A 21,964-nucleotide genomic window follows, 5' to 3' on the forward strand; every position below is an offset into this window, starting at 1 on the left:
CTTTGTTTCCATCTCAGGCCGTGGCCGGCTTGAAGGCCAAGGCCACGCCGTTGATGCAATGGCGCAAGCCGGTCGGCGGCGGACCGTCGTCGAAGACGTGGCCGAGATGACCGCCGCAGCGGCGGCAGTGGACCTCGGTTCGGGTCATGCCCATAGACCTGTCCACGGTCTCGCCGACGGCGTTGGGAATCTCCTGCCAGAAGCTCGGCCAGCCGGTACCGGAATCGAACTTGGTTTCGGAGGAATAGAGCGGCAGGTCGCAGCCGGCGCAGGCAAAAATGCCCTTGCGGTGTTCGTTGAGCAACGGACTGGTGCCGGGATATTCGGTACCTTCCTTGCGCAGCACATTGAAAGCCGCGTCGGACAGGATAGCGCGCCACTCGGCCTCGGTCTTGGTGACCTCGAAGGTTTCGGCCGCGCGTGCATCCTGCGGCCGGCCCATGCGCAGCGCTGCTGCCGTGCCTGCCAGCAATGCCACGGCGGCGGCACCGCTCCAAAGAAAGTCGCGCCGGATCATCACCATTCCTCCTGTTGTCCGTTTGCCAAATTCGACCGTCACACGGAAATCAAAAGCCGGTGACGGCCAGCTCCTGACAACGGGCACTCCGCACCTGCCCCAAGCGGAGGGGGCGGACGGCGCGGAGTATACGCTTGTCGATAGCGCGGGTCACGCGAGCGGAAACCCGCGCCATCGGCATGGAGCCTCAGCCATATCTTCGCTGGCAGCAGGCCGTTCGTTACATCTTCGGCAGGAGAACCTTGTCGATGACGTGGATGACGCCGTTCGACTGCTCGACATCGGCGATCGTCACGTTGGCGACATTGCCGTTCTCGTCGGTCACCGTGACCTTGCCGCCATCGGCCTTGAGCGTCAGCTCGCAACCACCTGCTGTCTTGGCCTTGTGCGCGCCACCATCGTCCATGACCATCTTGGTGACGTCGGCAGCCAGCGCCTTGGCACCGATGACATGGCAGGTCAGGACCTTGACCAGCTTTTCCTTGTTTTCCGGCTTGAGCAGCGTGTCGACGGTGCCGGCTGGAAGTGCTGCAAAGGCCTCGTTGGTCGGCGCGAACACAGTGAAGGGACCGTCACTCTGCAGCGTGTCGACGAGACCACCGGCCTTGACGGCCGCGACCAGTGTCGTGTGATCCTTCGAGTTGACGGCGTTCTCGACGATATTCTTGGTGGCATACATGGCGGCGCCGCCGACCATCGGATTTTCGGCATAGGCGGCGGTGGCGAGCGCTGAGACGGCGATCGTTCCGGCAAGCAAAAGGGTGGCGATTTTACGCATAATTTCAATCTCCTCAGTTTATTTTTCCCCTCTTTGGGGGCGCAAGGAGATACGGCGGGATCAGTGCGTGAGTTTCCCCGATCATGGAAAAATTTTAATTTTCATGACGATGACTCAGAGCATGGACTTCTCGGGCTCATGCTCCCTAATCTAATACCACCACGGAGTTTGATTTAAGCCATTCTCGATAATGCGAGACGGCAGGGGCAATCAGATGCTCTTCAAATCGCCCGCAGCGACCACGGGGCCGGTCGGCTGACCGGTCGGCGAACCGCCGGCAGGCTCGAGGCTGACCGCAAGCACGGCGCCCTGCGCAAGCTTTTCCTGAGCGGCCGGCGAGAGGGTCATATGCGCGGTCTGACCGGCCGGGATGACACCTAACGAGACCGGCTGGTTCTTGCCCTCGATCATCCACAGTTCGAAATCCTTGCCGGCGGCACGCTCGCCCGAGACATGCGACAGGCCGACCTCGCGATGGGCGGCGTCATAGACGGCAAGATATCTGACGTCGCTGCCGTCGGCGGCCAGCGAGGCGACAAGCCGCGGCTGTTCGACTGGCGGGTTGAGGTAAGGCACGGCGACGGTGATCGCCAGCGCCGCGACAGAAGCGGCGGCAAGACCGCGCCAGAAGGCAAGGCTCGACCAGAGGCCGGCGCGAGGCTCTGCTACGAACAGGCGGCGATCTATTGCTTCCTTGACCCTGATTGGAGGCTCTGTCTCCGGATAGGTGCCCGCGACCGGCGAAAGATGCGCCTCCCAGGCATCGACAAGGCGCGCAAACGCTGCGTCCGCATCGATGCGGCGTGACGCGATCTCACGTTCGTCCGCGTCCAGGACACCAAGAACATATTCGGCGGCGAACAGGTCGTCGCCCCCAGGTTCCGGTTCGTTATCGTCTGCCGGCGTCATCTTTCCAGGCACTCTCTGAGCTTCAGCAGGCTGCGCCGCAGCCAGGTCCGCATCGTGTTCAGCGGCACGTCATGGCGGGCCGCCAGTTCGGCATAGCTTTCGCCGTCCAGATAGGCGCCCCGGACGGCCGCCGCCCGGTCCTTTTCCAATTCATCGAGACAACGATAGATGCGCTCGGATTCACCGCCCGCAACAGCCGCAGCCTCTGGTCCCGGCGCCGGATCGGCCACCTCGAGCGCGGCATCGATATAGGCGGCAGGCTCTCGCCGCGCCCTGATGCGATCGATCGCATGATTACGCGCAATGGCCACCAGCCAGGAAATCGGGCTTAGATCCGAAACGGCGAAACGGTCCGCCTTCGTCCATATCTTGACGAAGACCTCCTGCAGCGCCTCTTCTGCCTCTCCCCGGTCCTTCAATACACGAAGACAGACGCCGAAAAGTTTCGCGCTGGTCTGCCGGTAGAGCAGATCGAACGCAGCCCGGTCCTTCATCGAAGTCCGGACGATCAGGTTGCTGATGTCCTGCGGCGTCATCGGCTGCCAAATTAGGCAATTGCTATGTATTTGCAACGGCGGAAGCGATCTTGTGTCACCGAGAGCATCATCGCTTCGATTGCCAAGAAAACCCGCAGCCGCTAGCCTTCTCATAGCGGGGAGAGTGGCAATGTCGGTTGAACGGGTCTTGTGGGAGCACGACGCAACCGGGCTTGCCAGCCTGGTGCGCAAGGGCGAGATCCCACCGCAGGAGCTTGTCGATGCGGCGATCGCGCGGGCCGAGGCCACCCGCTCTGATATCAACGCCATCGCCGAGCCGCTTTACGAGGCGGCGCGAACGCGGGCGAAAACCATCGACCGCAAGCTGCCGCTGGCCGGCGTGCCCTTCGCACTGAAGGATCTCGGCATCGCCATGAAGGGCGTGCCATCCCACGGCGGCAGCCGCATTCCGGCTTTCGTTGCCGATTTCGATTCGGTGATGACCGAACGCCATTTGGCCGCCGGCCTTGTTCCGATCGCCACCAGCACCTCGCCCGAACATGGGCTGAGGCTGATGACCGAATCCGCCGCTTTCGGCATCACCCGCAATCCGTGGAACACGGCGCATACCAGCGGCGGCTCGTCTGGAGGTGCGGCGGCGCTGGTCGCGGCCGGCGTCGTGCCGGTGGCGCATGCTTCGGACGGCGGCGGCTCGATCCGCGTTCCCGCAGCCTGCACCGGGCTGGTCGGGCTGAAAACCTCGCGCGGCCGCGTGCCGCTGTCGCCGCTTGTCACCGAAAGCTGGTACGGCCTTGTCGTCGACCACGCGCTTGCCCGCTCGGTCCGGGATTCGGCCTTGCTGCTCGACCTGACCTATGGACCCGATCCGCTGTCGCCCTATGGGGCGCTGCCGCCCAAAGGCAGCTTTGCCGCCGCAGCAGCGCGCGACCCCGGCAGACTGAAACTTGCCGTCTACCGGAAATCGCCGCTCGGCCTGCCGATATCGGCTGAGACACTGACAGCGCTGGATACGGCAGTGGCGATGGCGCGCGATGGCGGACACACGGTCGAAGAGATCGACCTGCCTTGTATCGATCGCGATTTCATGGCGGATTTTTGCAAGATCGTCGCCGCGGCGGTGGCCGGTACGATGCGCGCTGAAGCCTTACGCGTCGGACGCTCCGTCTCGGGCGACGTCGAGCGCGCCACACGCCTGATGAGCCGTTTCGGCGAGATCGTCTCGGCCGGCGAGATCTATGCCGGCCTGCAGCGACTGCACGCCACGTCGCGCCGGCTGATCACCGAGACCGCGCAATACGATGCCGTGCTGATGCCTGTTATCGCCCATCCGCCGCTCGCCTGCGGCGCCATGGACCCGAAAGGCGCCGACGCTTTCATGGAGGACATCCTCGACAGGATGCGCCTCGCCCGCCTGCTGAAATTCAAACCGCTGTTCGGCCAGTTAATGGACAAGAGCCTTTGGTTCACCCACTGGCCGGCGATCCAGAACGTCAGCGGCCAGCCGTCGATCACGCTACCTGTCTATGTCACCGATGCCGGCCTGCCGCTCGGCATCCAGGCCGCCGGCCGGCCCGGCGACGAAGAGACGCTTTTGTCGCTGGCCGCGCAGATGGAGAAGATTTCAGGGTGGCAGGCGCGGCGGGCGCCGCTGCAGGTGCCGGCGTAGAGTTTGATCAATCATGACAGCAAAGCCGTTTGCGGCCAGCCGCAATTCCCGCTAAGACGCCGCCGATCATTTCAAGCTGGGAACCACGCCGATGACGGACATCGCCGCCACCGCCGAAATGCAGGCCGCGCTGCTTTCGAGGGCGCTGCCTTACATGCAGCGCTACGAGAACAAGACGGTGGTGGTGAAATATGGCGGCCACGCCATGGGCGATATTGCGCTCGGCAAGGCCTTCGCCCGCGACATCGCGCTGCTCAAACAATCCGGCGTCAATCCGATCGTCGTTCATGGCGGCGGCCCGCAGATCGGCGCCATGCTGAGCAAGATGGGCATCGAATCGAAATTCGAGGGCGGCCTTCGCGTCACCGACCAGAAGACGGTCGAGATCGTCGAGATGGTGCTGGCCGGCTCGATCAACAAGGAGATCGTCGCGCTGATCAATGCCGAGGGCGAATGGGCGATCGGCCTGTGCGGCAAGGACGGCAACATGGTTTTCGCCGAAAAGGCGCGCAAGACCATGATCGACCCGGACTCCAATATCGAGCGCGTGCTCGATCTCGGCTTCGTCGGCGAGCCGGTGGAGGTCGACCGCACGCTGCTCGACCTTCTGGCGCGCTCCGAAATGATCCCGGTGCTGGCGCCGGTGGCGCCCGGCCGCGACGGCCACACCTATAACATCAATGCCGACACCTTTGCCGGCGCGATTGCCGGTGCCTGCCAGGCGACACGCCTGTTGTTCCTCACCGACGTGCCCGGCGTGCTCGACAAGAACAAGAAGCTGATCGACGAGCTGACCGTGACCGAGGCCAAGGCCTTGATCAAGGACGGCACGGTGTCTGGCGGCATGATCCCCAAGGTCGAGACCTGCATCGAGGCGATCGAGCGCGGCGTCGAGGGCGTCGTCATCCTCAACGGCAAGACGCCGCATTCGGTGCTGCTCGAACTGTTCACCGAGCACGGCGCCGGCACCCTGATCGTGCCGTGAACGTCGGCGGCTGACGGGCGCTCATCGGCGAAAACGCAAGGTCGAACCCACCGGGGCATATTCATCGCCTGAGGTGCCCAAGCGGCACATGGCCCGGCCCCTTGATGTTTTGCAGCACGAGCTGTGTGTGGACGTCGCGCACGCCGTCGAGCCGCATCAGCCGGTGCATGACGAAGGCATTGAGCTCGTCGACCGATGGCACCATCACATGCAGCAGGAAATCGTAGTCGCCGGTCATCGTCCAGCACGACGACACCTCATCCATGCGCTGCACGGCAGCGATAAAGGTTTCGGGCGAACCGTCGCTGTGGGTTACGAGGCGCACTTGAATGAACACTTCGACCATCAAGCCGACGGCCCGCCGGCTGAGCACAGCGGCAAAGCCCTTGATGATGCCGGCGCCCTGGAGGGCTTCGAAGCGGCGCGCGCACGGCGTCGTGGATAGACCGATCTCCTGGGCCAGTTCGGACACAGGCTTGCGTCCGTCACGTTGCAAGATATCGAGCATCTTGATCTCGAAATCGTCAAACTGAGGCACTTTCACTCTCCTACAGCTTATCTGTGGTGGCTTTTACCTCAAATCACGTGTTCGAGCCATCATCAAAGCGGATTTACCTCACCGGATCCGGCTAGATTTTTTATGATGAGGTTAGCCGTGATTTCCAGGGAGAACAGCCATGACGATCAACGTTGCCGACTACGCCCGCGAATGCGCGGCGCAAGGCCTTCGCGGCGACTATTCGGTCTGCCGTTCCGATTTCACCGTGGAGCAGAGCTACAACTACACCGCTGACGAGCAGGCGGTGTGGCGTACACTATGCGATCGCCAGACGAAGCTGACCAAAAGGCTGGCGCACCGGTCCTATCTCGACGGCGTCGCCACGCTGGGCCTGCTCGACAAGATTCCGGATTTCGGCGTGGTCGGCGAAAAACTGCGCAAGCTTACCGGTTGGGAAATCGTCGCCGTGCCGGGGCTCATTCCCGGACCAGCCTTCTTTGTCCACCTCGCCAACCGACGCTTCCCAGTGACCAACTGGCTGCGGACGAAACAAGAGCTCGACTACATCGTCGAGCCGGACATGTTCCACGACTTCTTCGGCCACGTGCCGGCGCTGACGCAGCCGGTCTTTGCCGATTTCATGCAGATGTATGGCGAGAAGGCCGAGGACCTGATCGCGCTTGGTGGCGACGAGATGATCAGCCGCCTCTACTGGTACACCGTCGAATATGGGTTGATACAGGAAGCCGGCCAACCGCTGAAGGCTTTTGGGGCCGGGCTGATGTCGTCCTTTGCGGAACTTCAATTCGCGATTGAAAGCAAGGACGCACACCACGTCCCCTTCGATCTGGAAACGGTGATGCGCACCAGCTACGAGATCGACAAGTTCCAGCGCGCCTATTTCGTGCTGCCGTCCTTCGACGTTTTGCGCGATGGATTCCAGAACGTCGACGAGATGGCAGCGATCGTCGGACGCCACAAGGGCAAGCCGGCGCTCGACCCGGCGAAACTTTAAACGCAGGGGAGGCTCGCAGCCGGCGCGGGCGTTGTGGCGGACGACGATCCCCTGGCCGGCCGGCTGAGCCGGCCGTCTATACGCCGATGACTTTGCCAAGGTGGTCGCCCAGCCGGCAGGCCAATGCGACGATCGTCGTCGTCGGGTTGCATTCGCCGGACGTGCAGAACACCGAAGAGCCGCCGACATAGAGATTGTCCATGCCATGCACCTTTGAGTTGGCGTCGACAACGCTCTTGGTCACATCCGTGCCCATACGCGTGCCGCCCATATGGTGGTGGCCGGCCAGTTCCTCATTCGTCGGATAGTCCCCGCCATTGGTAAGCCAGTCGGCGATGCGCACCCGGCCGAGATCCTTCTGGACGAGCGTCGTCCCGAACAGCCTCAAGCCCTCGAGGAGCGTGCGACGCTCCAGCTCCGACTTTTTCCAATGCAGCTCGATGCGCGGCACGCCGGCATGGTCGATATCGGCCTTCGATAATTGAACCCGGTTCGAGGCCAGCGGCGCCTGTTCCCAGGTGACATAGAGCTGGGCGGCGCAGCGCAGGTCCTGGCTGAGCTGGTAAGACACCCATTCGGCCATCTCGGGCGCCGTGCAGGCGAGGTCGGCGATGATGCGTTTGACGCTGGGGTAGGGCGTCTCGATCAGCCTGATGCCGAAATTCATGATCTCAAGGCGTTCCATGGCGGCAAGCGTCGGCGAGAAAAAGGCCTCGTTGGTGGCGTCGACCTCGAACGCGCTATAGTCGGCAAGGATGGCATTGCCGCCCTCGAAGGTCGGATGCTCCATCCAGTAGCGTCCGAGTGCCGTAGCCTTCGGCACCACGCCGCCATTCGAACGCTGGTTCGACCACAGAAGCAGCCGCGAGTTTTCCAAGCCGCCGGTACAGACGATGAAATAGTCAGCGGTGAAGGAGCCGGCATCCTGGCCGTTCGACCACAATTTGGCGCCGGTCACTCGTCTGCCATTGCCGGTAAGCTCGGTGGCATAGGTGTTGAGCACCACGGCGACGTTCCGGCTCTTGTCGAGCTCGTCGGCGAATTTTTCGCCGAAGCGCACGGCCGGGCTTTTGATCAGTTGCACCCAGCGAATGTCGTCCGAGATCGAGGTATCCGGCCGGAAGTCGGCAAGTTCGAGGATATCGTGGACTTCAGGCAGATAGGGCTCGATATCGGCGCGGCTGATTGGCCAGCCGGTGTCCGGCGCCCAGGCCTTGGGCTCGAAATCTTGGCTGTCGAGCACGCGGCACCAGCCGGCCCAGTGATTGGAGCTGCCGCCCATGAAGCGCAGCCGGGTGATGTCGAGATCGAAATAGGGATCGCCGACCGTGGCGCCGCGGTAGAAATCCTGCGAATCATCGCTGAACTCACGGGAGCCGGCCTCCAGCACCACAACCGGAATGCCGGCCGCGCCAAGCTTTCTGGCGATCGTGGTGCCGGCTGGCCCAGAGCCTAGAATGCAGACCTTGGCGGTGAAATTCGCCGCCCGAAATGCCTCGTAGCTGTCAAAGATCAAGCCAGGTCGCTCCTTTTGAGGATCCAACCGTTGATCTCGACGATCGCGTCCGGATCGGCATCGGGCAGCTTGCGGAACAGCGACAAGGCCGGCAACGCAATCAGCGCCTGCATGATCGTGCGGCGCGACATTTTCCTGCTGAAGAACCTCATGACACGTCTCTCGATGGGGCTTCGATCCATGCATGGCGTTCCCAGAACGGCACTTGCTCGCCAAGAGAAGCCAATTCCGAGACAAACCTAGCCGCACATTTGCTTAAACCGTGTAAACGGCCGGCTCAGTGAAAAGAGGCTTACGCTTTCTTAGCGAGCGGGACCGCTCAAGCCGCTTCGGAAATATCGGTATCCAGGATGGTCAGATTGCGGCCGCGGTGCTTGGCCTGGTAAAGGCGCTGGTCGGCGGTCCGCATCAGGTCGGATACGGTGGCATCCTCGCCGCAGGTGACGCCGCCGATGCTGACGGTGAGGGATATGGTCCGCTCATCGACTGGCCGGAAGCGGATCAGCTCGACTTCACGGCGGATGCGCTCGGCAACGCGTTTGGCTTCCTGCTCGGTGGCGCCGACCAGGAACGCACCGAATTCCTCGCCGCCGATGCGGCCGATCACGTCGCCGCTGCGCACGCCGCGCTCGATCGCGCTTGCAATGAGGAGTAGCGCGTCGTCGCCGGCCAGATGGCCGTAGCTGTCGTTGATGACCTTGAAATGATCGGCATCGACGACCAGCAACGCACCGCGATCGGATTTACGCCGGGAGGCGTCGAGCGCAGCAAAGAAGCTCTCGCGGTTGAGCATGCCGGTCATATCGTCGCGGCTCGCCTTTTCCGACAGGCGCCGATGCGCGGCGGCGAGCTGGGCATGAGCGCGGGCGAGGTCGCGATGGGCGCTTTTCAATCTCTCACTCTGCCAGAAAGTATAGGCACTGGCGACCCAGGCAAGAGCGAGCGGGCACACTGTGGATGTCAGCCACATCGTGCGGTTGAACGGAAAGCCCATTGCCGGCACGACGATCAGCGTCAGTAAAAGCGAGACCGCGAGGGAGGCGAAAGCGACGGCGGCAGACTTCAGAAATATGCGGCTCATCGCTGGCTCCCCCCTGGACCGTCTGTGTGCCAGCAAGCCCTGAATGCCACCTTTCTGCGATGGCTAAAATTTGAATCATGGCGTCATTTTCGCCACTCGAAACCCGCATAAGTTGTGGATAAAGCCTCTGCCAAAAGCACTGTTTCGTGCCATAAGGACTGCATGACCACGCTCCCGGATCCCGCCCGCTTCGCCCATGTTACCGACTGGGTATTCGACCTCGACAACACGCTCTATCCGCACCATTCGAACCTGTTCTCACAGATCGACGTGAAGATGACCGCCTATGTCGGAGAACTGCTGACGCTGCCGCGCGACGATGCCCGCAAGCTGCAGAAGGAGCTCTACCGAGAATACGGCACGACGCTGAACGGTCTGATGGCGCGCCACGGCATCGATCCCGACGACTTTCTAGAGAAGGTCCATGACATCGACTATTCCTGGCTGGTTCCCGATCCCGTTCTCGGCACCGCCATCCGCCAGCTTCCCGGCCGCAAGTTCATCTTCACCAATGGCGACCGCAGGCATGCCGAACGCACCGCGCGCCAACTCGGCATCCTCGACCACTTCGACGACATTTTCGATATCGTCGCCGCCGGACTGAATCCCAAGCCGGCGCGCCAGACTTACGAAAAGTTTGCGGAACTCCACGCGGTCACCGGCCACAATGCGGTGATGTTCGAGGATCTGGCCCGCAACCTGTCCGTGCCGAAATCGCTGGGCATGACCACGGTGCTGGTCGTGCCGCGCAACTTCGAGCCCACCTTCTCTGAAATCTGGGAACGTGACCCGGCCAACGAGGACGATGTGGATTTCGTCACCGACGATCTTGCAACTTTTCTGACGGCGATCGTCGAGGTCACGGCGTAGACGCGGCGGCGCCATCCCAAGGCGCAGAAAGAGGCGTTTCCGCCAATCTCCGACTGAAACGAGCTAAATTCCAATCAAGCCTGCGCCGTCACAGCTTGTAAAAGCGGCTGATAATTCCCCAGGCCTCGTCGGCGGTGTCGACGAAATCGATGATGTCCTGGTCGCCCGGGGTGATCGTGCCTTGCTCGGCGAGGAAATCGAGGTCGATCGCTCTTTTCCAGAAAGCCTTGCCAAACAGGATCACCGGCACGCGCTCCATGCGGCCGGTCTGGATCAGGGTCAGCGTCTCGAAGAATTCGTCCATCGTGCCGAAGCCGCCCGGAAACACCGCGACAGCCTTGGCGCGCATGACGAAATGCATCTTGCGGACCGCGAAATAGTGGAAGTTGAAACAGAGCTCCGGCGTCACATAGGCATTCGGCGCCTGCTCATGCGGCAGCACGATGTTAAGGCCGATCGACGGTGCGCCGACATCATCTGCGCCACGGTTGCCGGCCTCCATGACGCCGGGTCCGCCGCCAGTCACCACGACGAACTCCCGATAATAGGAGGTGGCCGACTGCTGCGAGCAGAGGCGGGCGAATTTTCGCGCTTCCTCGTAATATTTGCTGTTCTCCTCAAGGTTCTTCTTCTGCGTCTCGTTCTTGGCCGCCCAAGCTTCACCGCCCGGCTCGGGGATGCGTGCGCCACCGAACAGGATGACGGTCGAACGGATGCCACGCTCTGCCAGGATCATTTCCGGCTTCAACAGTTCGAGTTGTAGCCGCACGGCACGCAATTCTCGCCGTGTCATGAAATCGGGATCGTTCCAGGCCAGCCGGTAGGTCTCGGCGCGCGTCTGCGGCGTGTCCGGCACGCTCTTCGACCGCTCCAGATCCTCATCCGAATGCGGCAGCGGCGTCCACCCCGCCTTTTCCATAGGAGTCATGTTACCTGCCCGTCCAATTATTCACTGGCCCAATTATTCACTGGCGCCGTCCCGTGACGCAGCCGCGATTGACCCTCACCAAGCCTTCACATAGGGTCCGGCGACTTTCAAAACAGGTTAAGGTCCGGCCCCTTAACAGCTTGGTAATGGAGCGAATTCATGTCGAAGCCCGATCTGGCGAGCCTCGAAAAGACCGTCGAAGAAGCTTTCGAGGAACGCGAAACGATTTCGACGGCGACCCGCGGCGCGACGCGCGACGCCATCCAGTCGGCGCTCGACCTGCTCGACCGCGGTATCGTCCGCGTCGCCGAACGCCAGGCCGACGGCAAATGGCATGTCAACCAGTGGCTGAAGAAAGCGGTGCTGCTATCGTTCCGGCTCAACCAGATGGAGATCATCAAGGGTGGTCCCGGCCAGGCCGTTTGGTGGGACAAGGTGCCGTCGAAATTCGACGGCTGGAGCGCCATCGATTTCGAGAAGGCGGGCTTCCGCGCCGTGCCGTCGTCGATCGTGCGGCGCTCGGCCTATGTCGCGCCGGGCGCGGTGCTGATGCCGTCCTTCGTCAATGTCGGCGCCTATGTCGACAGCGGCACCATGGTCGACACATGGGCCTCGGTCGGCTCCTGCGCCCAGATCGGTAAGAATGTGCATCTGTCGGGCGGCGTCGGCATCGGCGGCGTGCTGGAGCCGATGCAGGCCGGTCCCACCATCATCGAGGACAATTGCTTCATCGGCGCACGCTCCGAGGTGGTCGAAGGCTGCATCGTGCGCGAAGGCTCGGTGCTCGGCATGGGCGTCTTCATCGGCCAGTCGACCAAGATCGTCGACCGCGCCACCGGTGAGATCTTCTATGGCGAAGTGCCGGCCAATTCCGTCGTCGTCGCCGGCTCGCTGCCCGGCAAGCCGTTGCCCAGCGGCGAGCCCGGTCCGAGCCTCTACTGCGCTGTCATCGTCAAGCGGGTCGATGCCAGGACCCGTTCCAAAACCTCGATCAACGAACTGCTTCGCGATTGATCCTTCGCAAAAAGACGGACTGACCCGATTGCTCGACAGACCTCGATTTCTATGGCTTTTCTTCAGCCTTTCCGGGCGAGTGAACCCCAGTGCCTACGTTTTGGCCGGTCTTTTGCCGCTCCTCGTTCAGCTTTTTCTGCTCTACCAGTTCTCGCGAACGCCGCTCGGCACTGCCGCAAGTCAGTATTGGGCGCTCGCCTGGTGGATCGCTGTGGTCGTCTCGACATGGTCGACCTTTGCGCTGACGGCGAAGCGGTTCCATGATTTCGGCAAGCCTACCTACTATGCACTGATCTCTCTCGTCATCGGCGCCATTCTCCTTGTCATTCTGGCCTTTTTCAAAAGCGATCCCGGGCCCAACCGCTACGGCAAACACACCAATGCACCGGCCGAATCCTGAACGTCGATCGGGTCTCTTGCCATGCGCTACCGCACGCTTGATTCGAAACTGATCATCCAAACCGCCGAGCAACTGGAAAAACGCGTCGCCGACCGTTTTCCCGATGCAGGCTTGCGTGGCGTCGCCATTGAACTTGTGTCGCTGTCGCGTGATCTGGCGGAGGCGGCGAAGGCGCTGGAAGCGCCGATCTGGTGGCTGCGCGGCATCGTATCACATTGCCGCCGGTGCGCTGATGTTCCTGTTCGTCGGCACCATCCTGCCGCTGGGCCGTATCTCGGAAACCCACGATGCCATCCAGTCGGTGCAAGGCATCGAATCCTTGATCAACGTGGTCATTCTCGCGGCGCTTGGCTTCCTGGCCTTGATCCGAACCGAGGAACGTATCAAGCGCAAGCAGGTGTTTCGCAAGCTTCACGGCTTGCGATCGTTGATCCACGTCATCGACATGCACCAGCTGACCAAGGACCCGGCTGTGCTTTCAACCGATTTCAAACCGGCGTCGCATTCGCCGGCACGCATAACCGACCGTGCCGACCTCGCCCGCTACCTCGACTACTGCTCAGAAATGCTGTCGATCACCGGCAAGATCGCCGCGCTGTTCGCCCAGTCGATCAACGACAATGTGGTCGTCGATGGTGTCAACGACATCGAGACCCTCGCCTCCAACCTGTCGCGAAAGATCTGGCAGAAGATCACGCTGATTGAAGGCCGGCACTGACCACTTCCGGCGTCAGGCCGGGCGATCCACGATTTTCCTGCTCTGCCTTGCGAATCAGTGCCGTGACACGCTTTATCAGCGGCGCCGGCGTGCCCGCTCTGTCAGCCAGGCGCAGGATCGCACCTTGCAGTTCGTCGATCTCGGTCGGCCGGCCGCGCTGCAGATCGTCCCACATCGACGAGCGTGCCTCGGGATCGATCGCCAGCATGCGCCGCGCCAGGACCTTGAACAGCCAGTCGGGCAGACGGAGCAGTTTTGGCAGCAGCGCCGGGCTCAGGCCAGCGATCCGCGCCGGCTCGATGCTCGACGCCCGCATTGCCGCCAACGCCTCGTCGATCTGGCCGGCCAGGATCAGCCGCCAGCGGCGGTCGGCGAGCTCTGTCGCGAGCGGCAGGCCGGACAGCGCCACGAGTGCGTTGTTGAGGTTCATCAAAAGCTTGCCCCACAGCACCGCGGTCATGTCGCCATGCGCGGCGACTGCGAATCCATCGACGTCGAGCACTTCATCGAGACCGGCGACCCCTTCTTCGATCATCACCTTGCCTTCGCTGGCACGATGCACACGAAGCGGCAATTCGCCATCCAGTGACTGGACCACGTTGAACGGCACCATGCCTGCGAGCACAGGTCGCCCAGTAAGCCCTGCCCGCAGCCTGTCGGCATTGTCGACGCCGTTCTGCAGGCTGACCACCGCCGCGTCCGGGCGGGCATTGGCGGCAATGAGCGCCGCTATGTTTTCAGTCGCGCCGCTCTTGACCGTCACAAGAATGATTTCGGCACTGCGCAAAGCGGCCGCCGGATCGGCGGTGGCCGAAAGCCCCTCCGGCTTGATGGAGCGGTCGCGGCCATCAAGGTCGGTGACCCGCAAGCCGCGCTTGCGCAAGGCCTCTGCAATGCGTGGCCGTGCCAGCAGAGTCACCTGCCGCCCGGCGAGCGCCAGGCAGCCGCCGGCATAGCAGCCGATGCTGCCGGCGCCGGCAATGACGATCGTTTTGTCCTCGTTGGCCATCCGATGGTGGCTGCGACTATACGACATGAAAACCATAATGTCGGCGGGATGACTGGCCCTTATGTCTGGTCGTGACAGGCCCTACGCTTTCGACTATCGCTTTTGCCCATGACGCTGCCGACCGATCCCGCCAGAAATCTCGCCGCCCTCATCCGCTGCGCCTCGGTGACGCCCGCTGAGGGCGGGGCACTGAGCACGCTGGAAACAATGCTGAAACCGCTCGGCTTTTCCGTCGAGCGCCCGGTGTTTTCGGAAGGAGGCACGCCCGATATCGAGAACCTCTATGCCCGACGCTCCGGCAACGGCCCGCATCTGATGTTCGCCGGACATACCGACGTGGTACCGGTCGGCGACGAGGCTTCATGGACGCATCCGCCTTTCGCGGCCGAGATCGCCAAGGGCGAGATGTTCGGCCGCGGTGCCGTCGACATGAAGGGCGGCATCGCCTGTTTTATCGCGGCGGTGGCGCGTCATCTCGAAGCGAAAGACAGCCTGAAGGGCTCGGTCTCGCTGCTGATCACCGGCGACGAAGAAGGACCGGCCATCAACGGCACGACAAAGCTGCTCGAATGGGCGGCCGCCAAGGGCGAGAAATGGGACGCGTCCATCGTCGGCGAGCCGACCAATCCCGACGCGCTGGGCGACATGATCAAGATCGGCCGGCGCGGCTCGCTGTCGGGCAGCATCGTCGTCAATGGCAGACAGGGCCACGCCGCCTATCCGCAGCTTGCCGACAACCCGGTGCGCGGTCTGATGACGCTGGTCGATGCCTTGCTGCATCCCGTCTTCGACCGGGGCACAAAGGACTTCCAGCCGACCAATCTGGAGGTGACCTCGATCGACGTCGGCAATCCGGCCACCAATGTCATTGCGGCGAAGGCGACCGCCAACTTCAACATCCGTTTCAACGACACATGGACCGCCGAGACCATCCAGGCGGAAATCCACAACCGTCTCGACAAGGCGGCGAAGCGAAAGAAGTACCGGGCCGGAAAGAAGGCGCCGGTCGATTACGAGCTCGTCTGGCGCGACCGGCCGAGCCACGTCTTCCTCACCCGAGACGACCGGCTGATCGAAGCGCTCAGCGGTTCGGTCGAGACGGTGATCGGCAGGAAGCCGGCGCTTTCCACCTCCGGCGGCACCTCCGACGCGCGCTTCATCAAGGACTATTGTCCGGTGGTCGAGTTCGGCCTGGTCGGCAAAACCATGCACATGGTCGATGAACGCGTCGCGCTTGCCGACCTGGAGACGCTGACGCAGATCTATCAGCGCTTCATCGAAGACTGGTTCGAGCGAGACGTATCGTAATCATGCTTTCGTCGGATGAAACCTACGCTTCGCTGAACGGCGCCTGGCGACTGATGCTCGGCAAGGCCGACGGGCTGCGCCTGCTCGATCTTTCGGTCGACGGTTTCTGGAATTCCTTCTTCGCCATCGTCGTCGCGGCACCGGCGCTGATCGTCGGTTGGGTCGGCCTTGCCAACGAGATCGGCGATCCCGATGCATTCGCAGGGCGCTTCAGTATGCTGATCCGCCTGGCGACGGTCGACATCGGCGCGTGGGTGTTGCCGCTTGCCGGCCTTGCCTTGGTCGCTCCGCGCGCCGGCATTGGCGGGCGCTTCGTCCACTATGTCGTCGCCAGCAACTGGGCGTCGGCGATCACGGCCTGGGTGATGCTGCCGGCGGCGTTGATCAGGCTTTTCCTGCCATCCACCAACGAGTTCGTCGTGCTGGCATCGCTGCTTTTGTTTGCGCTGTCGATGGTCCTGACTTGGCGGATGACAAACGTCGCCATCGGCAGGGGCGCGGCTGTCGGCACTGCTGTCTTCGCCGGCATGTTCGCGGCGTCGCTGGTGATTTGGTTCGGCATGGAGACGCTGCTCGGCATCGGCGCGCCGAGCGCGTGAATTTATCCAAGTTCATAGTGCTTTCGCGGCAGGTATGATAATATCATACTGTTCACCTCATAGGAGGAATAATGTCCGCCACTGAAAAACGCACGTTCAGCCTACCGGCGGAGCAAGCCGCTTTTATCGATCGGCTCGTTCAATCCGGGACCTATGCAACCAGCAGCGAAGTTATCCGCGCTGGGCTTCGCGCGTTGCAAGAGCGCGATGCCGCCGTGGAACGTTGGCTGCGCGAGGAAGTCGCGCCGACCTATGACGCTTGGAAAGCAGATCCTGGTGGGGGTATTTCGCCAGAGGAGATGGCCGAACGGGCGCGCGAGCGCCACAAGGCCCACTTGCAGAGAAATGCGTGAAGCGTCGAACTGTAATTTACGCGCTTGAGGCAGGCGGCGATCTCGATCGGATTTACGACATCATTGCGGAAGCCAGCAGTGCCACCACAGCCGACCGCTATGATCAGCGTATCCGGGCATTCTGCGAACGCCTTGAATACGGCTCCGAACGTGGCACACGCCGCGACGATGTGCGGCAGGAGCTTCGCATCATCGGATTCGAACGCCGCGTCACCATCGCCTTCATCGTAGAGTCCGAGCGGGTGGTGATTTTGCGCGTGTTCTACGGCGGGGCCGATTGGCAGGACGATCTGGCCTAGGTGACGCTGGCTGACCGGCACATCTAGCTTCGTCATCCGGATGCCTGCGGATAGTCGACGCCGATAAGAAAAAGCCCATCGGGCGGCGCTACCTGGCCACAGGCTGCACGGTCGCGCGCATCGAGCGCCGCCTTCAGGTCGACAATTGTCCAGCCGCCTTCGCCGACGCGCTTCAGCGAGCCGACCATCGAGCGCACCTGATTGTGGAGGAACGAGCGCGCCGAGGCTCGCACTTCGATCACGTCACCCAGCCGGCTGACATCCAGCCGGTCGAGCGTTCGGACCGGGCTCTCGGCCTGGCATTGGGTCGAGCGGAAGGTGGTGAAATCATGCCGCCCCAGCAGCACCTTTGCCGCCTCGTGCATGGCCTCGGTGTCGAGCCGCTTCGGCACCCACCAGATCTTGCCCTTGTCGAGCGCGGCCGGCGCGCGACGGTTGACGATGCGATAGAGATAGTGGCGGCCGATCGCCGAGAAACGCGCATCGAAGCTATCGGGCACGACGGCGGCCTTGAGGATGGCGATGCGCGCCTTGGCCACTTGCAGATGGGCGTTGACGGCGTCGCGCACCTTGTCATCAGGCCACGCCTTGACGAGATCGACATGCGCCACCTGGCCAGAGGCATGGACGCCGGCGTCGGTGCGGCCGGCGCCGCGCAGCGAGACCTGTTCGCCGCAGAATTTCTCGATCGCCTGCTCGATCGCCTGCTGCACCGACGGCTGGTCGGCCTGGCGCTGCCAACCGGCATAAAGGCTGCCGTCATATTCGATGTCGAGGCGAAAACGCGGCATTCCTAAAGCAGGATGAGTTAGGCGGCGAGCGCGGAGCCGAAAGCCGAAGCGTAGACCAGCTTGCCGGTCTCAGGCGCCTCGCCCCAGGCAAGCGCCTGCAACGCGTCGCCCTGGTATTCGCTTTCGAATTTTTCAGCGCGTGCGTGGCTGTAGCCGAAACGGCCGTAATAGGCGGGATCGCCAAGCACCACCGCCAGCAGTTCGCCGGCGTCCTTCAGGCGGATATGTGCCTCGCGGACCAGCGCGCCGCCAATGCCGGTGCCATGGAATGACGGCTCGACCGCCAAAGGCGCCAGCGCCACCGCCGCAAAGCTCTTGCCGCCGTTCTGCACGAAAAGCCTGGAAAACAGGATGTGGCCGACCACCTGTCCATCTTCGTCCGCCACCAGTTCGACGACGGCATCGCCGCCGGTGACCAGCGCGTCGACCAATCCGGCCTCCGCCTGCTGGCCGAATGCATGTTCCTCGACGAGGCGGATCGCCTCACGGTCCCGCGGCGTCGCCGCGCGTATCGACATCATGCTCATGAGAATTTCATTCCTTTTTCGAGCTTGGCCCCGCGCAAAAACTCCTGCGCGGTAATGGGCCTTCCGCCCGCACGTTGAACTTCGACCAGCCTGATCGCGCCTGACCCGCAGGCGACCGTCAGCCGGTCGTCGAGAATTCCTCCCGGCTCGCCGGCGCCTTGCGAAAGCGTCGAGCGAATGAGTTTCAGCCGTTCCAGGCGGCCGCCGATTTCGGTCTCGCACCATGCGCCAGGAAAGGGCGACAGGCCGCGAATATGATCGTGGACTTCGCCAGCAGGCCGCGTCCAGTCCACGCGCGTCTCCGCTTTATCGATCTTTTTGGCATAGGTCACCCCCACCGTCGCTTGCGCGGTAAATGTCAGGGCATCCCGTTCCAGCCGTGCCAGCGCTTTCGCCATCAGCGCAGCGCCAATAAACATCAATCGATCGTGCAGATCGCCGGCCGTCATATCGGGGCCGATGGCGCATTTTTCAACCATGGCCACCGGGCCGGTGTCGAGGCCTCCTTCCATACGCATCACCATCATGCCGGTTTCCGCATCGCCAGCCATGACGGCGCGCTGGATGGGGGCAGCGCCGCGCCAGCGCGGCAACAGCGATGCGTGGCCATTGAGGCAGCCGAACCGCGGCGCCTCGATGATGGGTTTGGGCAACAGCAATCCATAGGCGACGACGACGGCGACGTCGGCCCGCAAGGCGCGGAACGCCTGCTGCTCGGCTTCGTTCTTCAGCGACACCGGCGTCCGCACCTCGACGCCCAGTCGTTCTGCCTCGCGCTGCACCGGCGACGGCGTCAATTCCAGCCCGCGGCGACCGGCGGCGCGCGGCGGCTGGGTATAGACGGCTTCTATTTCATGCCCGGCTTTCGCGATTGCCCGCAGCGTCGGCACCGAGAATTCTGGCGTACCCATGAAAACGACGCGCAGGGGCATTTTTGTTCCGGTCCTGGTCTGGCCGTTAAGTCGGCTCAGGCACCTGCTTCAAACGGATTTACGAGCTTCAGGTCAAGCCCGTCGAAGTCTCTGATATTACGGGTCGCGAGCGTAGCGTCATGCGCAAGGCAGCTTGCGGCGATCATCGCGTCAGCGAGACTGATCGGACGGCCACGTTGCTCCCGTGCAGCGCGAAGCTTCCCAGCCAGCCGCGGGACCGAGCCGGTAAAATCCACGATGCGGCCGGCAAACTGCTGCGAAATCAGGTGGTCGAGCACGCGAACATAACGGTCCGACCCCGTCTTGTTCAAGAATCTTTCCGCACCGAAAGACTGCTCCATGATGACAGGGCCACACATATAGAGCGCAAGAAGGTCCTGTTTGCGAAACCATGCGGAGACATTCGGGTCGGGCGCGGGCTTGCTGGCTTCAGACACAACGTTGGTATCGAGAACAATCACTCGAAATCCTCGACCGGGCGACCGAAATCGCGTTTCCGTTCCCCCTCGATTTCGTCCATTATCTTTGCGAACTCGTCGTCAATCGCGTTCTCGGCGGCGAATGCCGAGCGAATCGCTTCCCACGCCGAAAGACCCGGTTCCGGCTTGGCTTCTCTTTCCGCAACCATGCCTTTGCGCAACAGATCGATCGCTTTGCCCGAGAGACTCTGGCCGCCCTTGTGCGCCGCCTGTTCGATCTCGCGCTTCAAGGGTTCGGGAATATTTCTGATCAGCATATCGCCCATCGGCATCTCCAAGCTTGATATCAATGATATCGGAGCGCGGGCCTTTGCTCAACATCAATTTCAGGCTGTTTGAAAATGCCCTATCCCACCAACTTGCCCGACGCCTTACTGCCCGGTGTCTTCTCCCTGGCGAGCTTCTTGAACTTCTTCACCACCATGTCGCGCTTCAGCTTCGAAATGTGGTCGATGAACAGAACGCCGTTAAGATGGTCGATTTCGTGCTGGAGGCAGGTCGCCATCAGCCCTTCCGCCTCGATCTCCTGCAGCTTGCCGTCGCGATCGAGATATTTCACGCGCACGGCGGCGGGGCGCTCGACCTCGGCATAGTAATCCGGGATCGACAGGCAACCCTCCTCATAGACCGAGCGCTGATCGGCGCTCTCGAGGACCTCGGGATTGATGAAGACATGCGGCGCCGGCGTCTCGTCTTCCTTGGCGAGGTCGATCACCAGCATGCGCAACGGTTCGCCGACCTGTATCGCCGCCAGGCCGATGCCCGGCGCATCGTACATGGTCTCCAGCATGTCGTCGGCGAGTTTGCGCAAGGCGCCGTCGACGCGCTCAACCGGTTTCGAAACCTGGCGCAGGACGGGATCGGGAAGGATGATGAGCGGCTTGATCGACATGGCGTCTCACCTAAGACGTCGCACCGAAAGCGTCAACCTGGGCAATTGAAGCTCGTTCACGTTTTGATCTGTGCCGTCGGGCCGAATCATTTATGCTGTCCGATATGAACGAGTTGACCACCATCCTATCCGAACCGATCGCTCGGCTCGGCGCCGCCACGATCACGCTCGGCCACGCACTGGCATTCGGCGCGATCCTGTTCCTGGGCCTGTTCGTGGCGCTGGTCGTCGCGCTGTGGCGGTCGGCCAAGGCGCGTGCGGTGGCGGCCGCGGAAGCCGCCGATCACGCACGCGACGCCGAGGCGCGGATGGCCGGCATCTTGCAAAGCCAGGCCGAGATGCAGGGCCGCATGGGCGCCATCGCCGAAGTGTTCGGGGCGCGGCAGGCCGAACTCACACAGTCGATCGGCCAACGCCTCGACGCGATGACCGGTCGTCTCGGCCAGACCATGACCGAGCAGACGAGATCGACGCATGAGAGCCTCGCCAAGCTACAGGAGCGGCTGGCGGTCATCGATACGGCGCAGGGCAACATCCAGTCGCTGGCCGGCCAGGTCGTTCAGCTTCAGGCGATCCTCTCCAACAAGCAGACGCGCGGCGCCTTCGGCCAGTCGCGCATGGAAGCGATCGTCGCCGACGGCCTGCCGCACGGTGCCTATGAATTCCAAGCGACCTTGTCGAACGGCAGCCGGCCCGACTGCCTGGTGAAGATGCCGAACGGCGCACCGGCGCTTGCCATCGACGCAAAATTTCCGCTGGAGGCTTGGAATGCCATCCGTGCCGCCGAAGGCGCCGATCTGCAGAAGGTCGCAGCACAGGCGTTTCGGCGTGACATCGAGGTGCATGTCCGCGATATATCGGAAAAATACCTGATCCAGGGCGAGACGCAGGACACCGCCTTCATGTTCGTGCCGTCGGAATCGGTTTTCGCCGAAATCCATGAGAATTTCGAGGGAATTGTCCACAAGGCGCACCGGGCCCGCATCGTTATCGTCTCGCCGTCGCTGCTGATGCTGTCTATCCAGGTCATCCAGGCGATCCTGAAGGACGCACGCATGCGCGAACAGGCGCATCTGATCCAGGGCGAAGTCATCCGGCTGATGGAGGATGTCTCGCGTCTCGACGAGCGGGTGCGCAAGCTGCAGAGCCATTTCGGCCAGTCTGCCAAGGACATCGACGAGATCCTCGTCTCGACGTCGAAGGTGACCAAGCGCGGCCAGAAGATCGAGGCGCTGGAGTTCGGCGCACAGCCGACGGAGGAAGACGCCGGATCGGCCGCGACGAAACATGGGAGCGGCGCGAGGGCCGAAGCAGGCGCACGCGTCGCCGACTCCAAGACCGGCCAGCTGAGGCTAAGGGTCGTCGAAGGCGACGACTAAGAG

Annotated in this window: 27 protein-coding genes and 1 pseudogene; 12 read left to right on the forward strand and 16 right to left on the reverse strand. The window is 62.5% G+C overall.

Annotated elements, in window-relative coordinates; genetic code table 11:
* Nucleotides 1–13: 13 nt before the first annotated feature.
* From msrB to ABID19_RS09125, 4 genes are all read right to left on the reverse strand, one after another.
* A complete protein-coding gene (gene msrB, locus ABID19_RS09110; RefSeq protein ID WP_354489825.1) occupies nt 14–517 on the reverse strand; it encodes a peptide-methionine (R)-S-oxide reductase MsrB in 504 nt (167 codons plus the stop codon).
* Between the two features lie 220 nt (nt 518–737).
* Nucleotides 738–1,295, reverse strand: coding sequence for a fasciclin domain-containing protein (locus ABID19_RS09115; RefSeq protein WP_354489827.1), 558 nt, complete (start codon nt 1,293–1,295; stop codon nt 738–740).
* Between the two features lie 210 nt (nt 1,296–1,505).
* On the reverse strand, nt 1,506–2,204 hold the full coding sequence (locus tag ABID19_RS09120) for an anti-sigma factor (RefSeq protein WP_354489828.1): 699 nt from the start codon (nt 2,202–2,204) through the stop codon (nt 1,506–1,508).
* Entirely contained in the window at nt 2,201–2,740 is a 540-nt protein-coding gene (locus ABID19_RS09125) for a sigma-70 family RNA polymerase sigma factor (protein ID WP_127291227.1), read from the reverse strand. The genes ABID19_RS09120 and ABID19_RS09125 overlap by 4 nt, the downstream gene beginning before the upstream one ends.
* 130 nt (nt 2,741–2,870) lie before the next feature.
* Here ABID19_RS09125 and ABID19_RS09130 point away from each other — a divergent pair, with 130 nt between their 5' ends.
* Nucleotides 2,871–4,367: an amidase gene (locus ABID19_RS09130; RefSeq protein WP_354489830.1), complete on the forward strand. Its 1,497-nt coding sequence runs from the start codon at nt 2,871–2,873 to the stop codon at nt 4,365–4,367.
* A gap of 91 nt (nt 4,368–4,458) precedes the next feature.
* Nucleotides 4,459–5,352, forward strand: a complete 894-nt coding sequence (gene argB / locus ABID19_RS09135) for an acetylglutamate kinase (protein ID WP_354489832.1) — start codon at nt 4,459–4,461, stop codon at nt 5,350–5,352.
* Between the two features lie 61 nt (nt 5,353–5,413).
* Here the strand turns inward: argB and ABID19_RS09140 are convergent, their stop codons facing one another.
* Nucleotides 5,414–5,890, reverse strand: coding sequence for an Lrp/AsnC family transcriptional regulator (locus ABID19_RS09140; RefSeq protein ID WP_354489834.1), 477 nt, complete (start codon nt 5,888–5,890; stop codon nt 5,414–5,416).
* A gap of 139 nt (nt 5,891–6,029) precedes the next feature.
* Between ABID19_RS09140 and phhA the strand changes: the two genes are divergently transcribed.
* A complete protein-coding gene (phhA, locus tag ABID19_RS09145) occupies nt 6,030–6,866 on the forward strand; it encodes a phenylalanine 4-monooxygenase (RefSeq protein WP_354489836.1) in 837 nt (278 codons plus the stop codon).
* A gap of 76 nt (nt 6,867–6,942) precedes the next feature.
* On the opposite strand, the gene ABID19_RS09150 is transcribed toward phhA, so the two are convergent.
* The 3 genes from ABID19_RS09150 to ABID19_RS09160 all read right to left on the reverse strand — a co-directional run bounded on the left by ABID19_RS09150 (nt 6,943) and on the right by ABID19_RS09160 (nt 9,463).
* Nucleotides 6,943–8,382, reverse strand: coding sequence for a GMC family oxidoreductase (locus ABID19_RS09150; RefSeq protein ID WP_354489838.1), 1,440 nt, complete (start codon nt 8,380–8,382; stop codon nt 6,943–6,945).
* Nucleotides 8,379–8,534, reverse strand: coding sequence for a hypothetical protein (locus tag ABID19_RS09155; RefSeq protein WP_354489840.1), 156 nt, complete (start codon nt 8,532–8,534; stop codon nt 8,379–8,381). Before ABID19_RS09155 ends, ABID19_RS09150 begins: the two co-directional genes overlap by 4 nt.
* Before the next feature lie 167 nt (nt 8,535–8,701).
* Nucleotides 8,702–9,463: a GGDEF domain-containing protein gene (locus ABID19_RS09160; RefSeq protein WP_354489841.1), complete on the reverse strand. Its 762-nt coding sequence runs from the start codon at nt 9,461–9,463 to the stop codon at nt 8,702–8,704.
* 162 nt (nt 9,464–9,625) lie between these two features.
* On the opposite strand from ABID19_RS09160, the gene ABID19_RS09165 reads away from it, so the two are divergent.
* Nucleotides 9,626–10,333: a pyrimidine 5'-nucleotidase gene (locus tag ABID19_RS09165; RefSeq protein WP_352927092.1), complete on the forward strand. Its 708-nt coding sequence runs from the start codon at nt 9,626–9,628 to the stop codon at nt 10,331–10,333.
* 88 nt (nt 10,334–10,421) lie between these two features.
* On the opposite strand, the gene ABID19_RS09170 is transcribed toward ABID19_RS09165, so the two are convergent.
* Nucleotides 10,422–11,261: an LOG family protein gene (locus ABID19_RS09170; RefSeq protein WP_352927095.1), complete on the reverse strand. Its 840-nt coding sequence runs from the start codon at nt 11,259–11,261 to the stop codon at nt 10,422–10,424.
* Nucleotides 11,262–11,420: 159 nt separating this feature from the next.
* Here ABID19_RS09170 and dapD point away from each other — a divergent pair, with 159 nt between their 5' ends.
* The 3 genes and pseudogenes from dapD to ABID19_RS09185 all read left to right on the forward strand — a co-directional run bounded on the left by dapD (nt 11,421) and on the right by ABID19_RS09185 (nt 13,393).
* Entirely contained in the window at nt 11,421–12,275 is an 855-nt protein-coding gene (gene dapD, locus ABID19_RS09175; protein ID WP_354489844.1) for a 2,3,4,5-tetrahydropyridine-2,6-dicarboxylate N-succinyltransferase, read from the forward strand.
* Nucleotides 12,226–12,675 carry a DUF805 domain-containing protein gene (locus tag ABID19_RS09180; protein ID WP_354489846.1) on the forward strand — a complete coding sequence of 150 codons (450 nt, stop codon included), beginning with the start codon at nt 12,226–12,228 and terminating at the stop codon, nt 12,673–12,675. Before dapD ends, ABID19_RS09180 begins: the two co-directional genes overlap by 50 nt.
* A 21-nt stretch (nt 12,676–12,696) precedes the next feature.
* Nucleotides 12,697–13,393 (forward strand): annotated as a pseudogene (locus ABID19_RS09185) (hypothetical protein).
* Here the strand turns inward: ABID19_RS09185 and ABID19_RS09190 are convergent.
* The gene (locus ABID19_RS09190; protein WP_354489847.1) at nt 13,368–14,402 is read right to left on the reverse strand and encodes a 2-dehydropantoate 2-reductase; all 1,035 of its coding nucleotides are present in this window, start codon (nt 14,400–14,402) and stop codon (nt 13,368–13,370) included. The pseudogene ABID19_RS09185 and the gene ABID19_RS09190 overlap by 26 nt on opposite strands.
* 108 nt (nt 14,403–14,510) lie before the next feature.
* Here ABID19_RS09190 and dapE point away from each other — a divergent pair, with 108 nt between their 5' ends.
* From dapE to ABID19_RS09210, 4 genes are all read left to right on the forward strand, one after another.
* Nucleotides 14,511–15,710, forward strand: a complete 1,200-nt coding sequence (dapE, locus tag ABID19_RS09195) for a succinyl-diaminopimelate desuccinylase (protein WP_354489848.1) — start codon at nt 14,511–14,513, stop codon at nt 15,708–15,710.
* A 2-nt stretch (nt 15,711–15,712) separates the two neighbouring features.
* The gene (locus tag ABID19_RS09200) at nt 15,713–16,309 is read left to right on the forward strand and encodes a transporter (protein ID WP_354489850.1); all 597 of its coding nucleotides are present in this window, start codon (nt 15,713–15,715) and stop codon (nt 16,307–16,309) included.
* Nucleotides 16,310–16,380: 71 nt separating this feature from the next.
* The gene (locus tag ABID19_RS09205) at nt 16,381–16,662 is read left to right on the forward strand and encodes a type II toxin-antitoxin system ParD family antitoxin (RefSeq protein ID WP_354489852.1); all 282 of its coding nucleotides are present in this window, start codon (nt 16,381–16,383) and stop codon (nt 16,660–16,662) included.
* Complete coding sequence (locus ABID19_RS09210) at nt 16,659–16,961, forward strand: type II toxin-antitoxin system RelE/ParE family toxin (protein WP_354489854.1); 303 nt, start codon at nt 16,659–16,661, stop codon at nt 16,959–16,961. Before ABID19_RS09205 ends, ABID19_RS09210 begins: the two co-directional genes overlap by 4 nt.
* A 32-nt stretch (nt 16,962–16,993) precedes the next feature.
* On the opposite strand, the gene truA is transcribed toward ABID19_RS09210, so the two are convergent.
* The 6 genes from truA to def form a co-directional block, all read right to left on the reverse strand.
* Nucleotides 16,994–17,752: a tRNA pseudouridine(38-40) synthase TruA gene (gene truA / locus ABID19_RS09215; protein ID WP_354489856.1), complete on the reverse strand. Its 759-nt coding sequence runs from the start codon at nt 17,750–17,752 to the stop codon at nt 16,994–16,996.
* A 17-nt stretch (nt 17,753–17,769) separates the two neighbouring features.
* Nucleotides 17,770–18,279, reverse strand: a complete 510-nt coding sequence (locus tag ABID19_RS09220; protein WP_354489858.1) for a GNAT family N-acetyltransferase — start codon at nt 18,277–18,279, stop codon at nt 17,770–17,772.
* A complete protein-coding gene (gene fmt, locus ABID19_RS09225) occupies nt 18,276–19,205 on the reverse strand; it encodes a methionyl-tRNA formyltransferase (protein ID WP_354490651.1) in 930 nt (309 codons plus the stop codon). The genes ABID19_RS09220 and fmt overlap by 4 nt, the downstream gene beginning before the upstream one ends.
* A gap of 41 nt (nt 19,206–19,246) precedes the next feature.
* Nucleotides 19,247–19,672, reverse strand: a complete 426-nt coding sequence (locus tag ABID19_RS09230; RefSeq protein WP_354489860.1) for a type II toxin-antitoxin system VapC family toxin — start codon at nt 19,670–19,672, stop codon at nt 19,247–19,249.
* Nucleotides 19,669–19,956: a plasmid stabilization protein gene (locus tag ABID19_RS09235; protein ID WP_354489862.1), complete on the reverse strand. Its 288-nt coding sequence runs from the start codon at nt 19,954–19,956 to the stop codon at nt 19,669–19,671. Before ABID19_RS09235 ends, ABID19_RS09230 begins: the two co-directional genes overlap by 4 nt.
* An 80-nt stretch (nt 19,957–20,036) precedes the next feature.
* Entirely contained in the window at nt 20,037–20,582 is a 546-nt protein-coding gene (gene def / locus ABID19_RS09240) for a peptide deformylase (RefSeq protein ID WP_354489864.1), read from the reverse strand.
* 104 nt (nt 20,583–20,686) lie between these two features.
* On the opposite strand from def, the gene ABID19_RS09245 reads away from it, so the two are divergent.
* A complete protein-coding gene (locus ABID19_RS09245) occupies nt 20,687–21,961 on the forward strand; it encodes a DNA recombination protein RmuC (RefSeq protein ID WP_354489866.1) in 1,275 nt (424 codons plus the stop codon).
* Nucleotides 21,962–21,964: the final 3 nt, after the last annotated feature.

Origin of the sequence: Mesorhizobium robiniae, from assembly GCF_040545535.1 — a bacterium.
GTDB classification, from domain to species: domain Bacteria; phylum Pseudomonadota; class Alphaproteobacteria; order Rhizobiales; family Rhizobiaceae; genus Mesorhizobium; species Mesorhizobium robiniae.

Coding starts and splice junctions, on each gene's coding strand:
- ABID19_RS09180 (WP_354489846.1), top strand. CDS start 12,226: ATGCCAGGACCCGTTCCAAAACCTCGATCAACGAACTGCTTCGCGATT.
- ABID19_RS09190 (WP_354489847.1), bottom strand. CDS start 14,402: ATGGCCAACGAGGACAAAACGATCGTCATTGCCGGCGCCGGCAGCATC.
- ABID19_RS09200 (WP_354489850.1), top strand. CDS start 15,713: ATGCTTTCGTCGGATGAAACCTACGCTTCGCTGAACGGCGCCTGGCGA.
- ABID19_RS09125 (WP_127291227.1), bottom strand. CDS start 2,740: ATGACGCCGCAGGACATCAGCAACCTGATCGTCCGGACTTCGATGAAG.
- truA (WP_354489856.1), bottom strand. CDS start 17,752: ATGCCGCGTTTTCGCCTCGACATCGAATATGACGGCAGCCTTTATGCC.
- def (WP_354489864.1), bottom strand. CDS start 20,582: ATGTCGATCAAGCCGCTCATCATCCTTCCCGATCCCGTCCTGCGCCAG.
- ABID19_RS09170 (WP_352927095.1), bottom strand. CDS start 11,261: ATGACTCCTATGGAAAAGGCGGGGTGGACGCCGCTGCCGCATTCGGAT.
- ABID19_RS09235 (WP_354489862.1), bottom strand. CDS start 19,956: ATGGGCGATATGCTGATCAGAAATATTCCCGAACCCTTGAAGCGCGAG.
- dapE (WP_354489848.1), top strand. CDS start 14,511: ATGACGCTGCCGACCGATCCCGCCAGAAATCTCGCCGCCCTCATCCGC.
- ABID19_RS09115 (WP_354489827.1), bottom strand. CDS start 1,295: ATGCGTAAAATCGCCACCCTTTTGCTTGCCGGAACGATCGCCGTCTCA.
- ABID19_RS09155 (WP_354489840.1), bottom strand. CDS start 8,534: ATGAGGTTCTTCAGCAGGAAAATGTCGCGCCGCACGATCATGCAGGCG.
- dapD (WP_354489844.1), top strand. CDS start 11,421: ATGTCGAAGCCCGATCTGGCGAGCCTCGAAAAGACCGTCGAAGAAGCT.
- ABID19_RS09120 (WP_354489828.1), bottom strand. CDS start 2,204: ATGACGCCGGCAGACGATAACGAACCGGAACCTGGGGGCGACGACCTG.
- ABID19_RS09130 (WP_354489830.1), top strand. CDS start 2,871: ATGTCGGTTGAACGGGTCTTGTGGGAGCACGACGCAACCGGGCTTGCC.
- argB (WP_354489832.1), top strand. CDS start 4,459: ATGACGGACATCGCCGCCACCGCCGAAATGCAGGCCGCGCTGCTTTCG.
- ABID19_RS09220 (WP_354489858.1), bottom strand. CDS start 18,279: ATGAGCATGATGTCGATACGCGCGGCGACGCCGCGGGACCGTGAGGCG.
- phhA (WP_354489836.1), top strand. CDS start 6,030: ATGACGATCAACGTTGCCGACTACGCCCGCGAATGCGCGGCGCAAGGC.
- ABID19_RS09165 (WP_352927092.1), top strand. CDS start 9,626: ATGACCACGCTCCCGGATCCCGCCCGCTTCGCCCATGTTACCGACTGG.
- ABID19_RS09160 (WP_354489841.1), bottom strand. CDS start 9,463: ATGAGCCGCATATTTCTGAAGTCTGCCGCCGTCGCTTTCGCCTCCCTC.
- ABID19_RS09245 (WP_354489866.1), top strand. CDS start 20,687: ATGAACGAGTTGACCACCATCCTATCCGAACCGATCGCTCGGCTCGGC.
- msrB (WP_354489825.1), bottom strand. CDS start 517: ATGATCCGGCGCGACTTTCTTTGGAGCGGTGCCGCCGCCGTGGCATTG.
- ABID19_RS09205 (WP_354489852.1), top strand. CDS start 16,381: ATGTCCGCCACTGAAAAACGCACGTTCAGCCTACCGGCGGAGCAAGCC.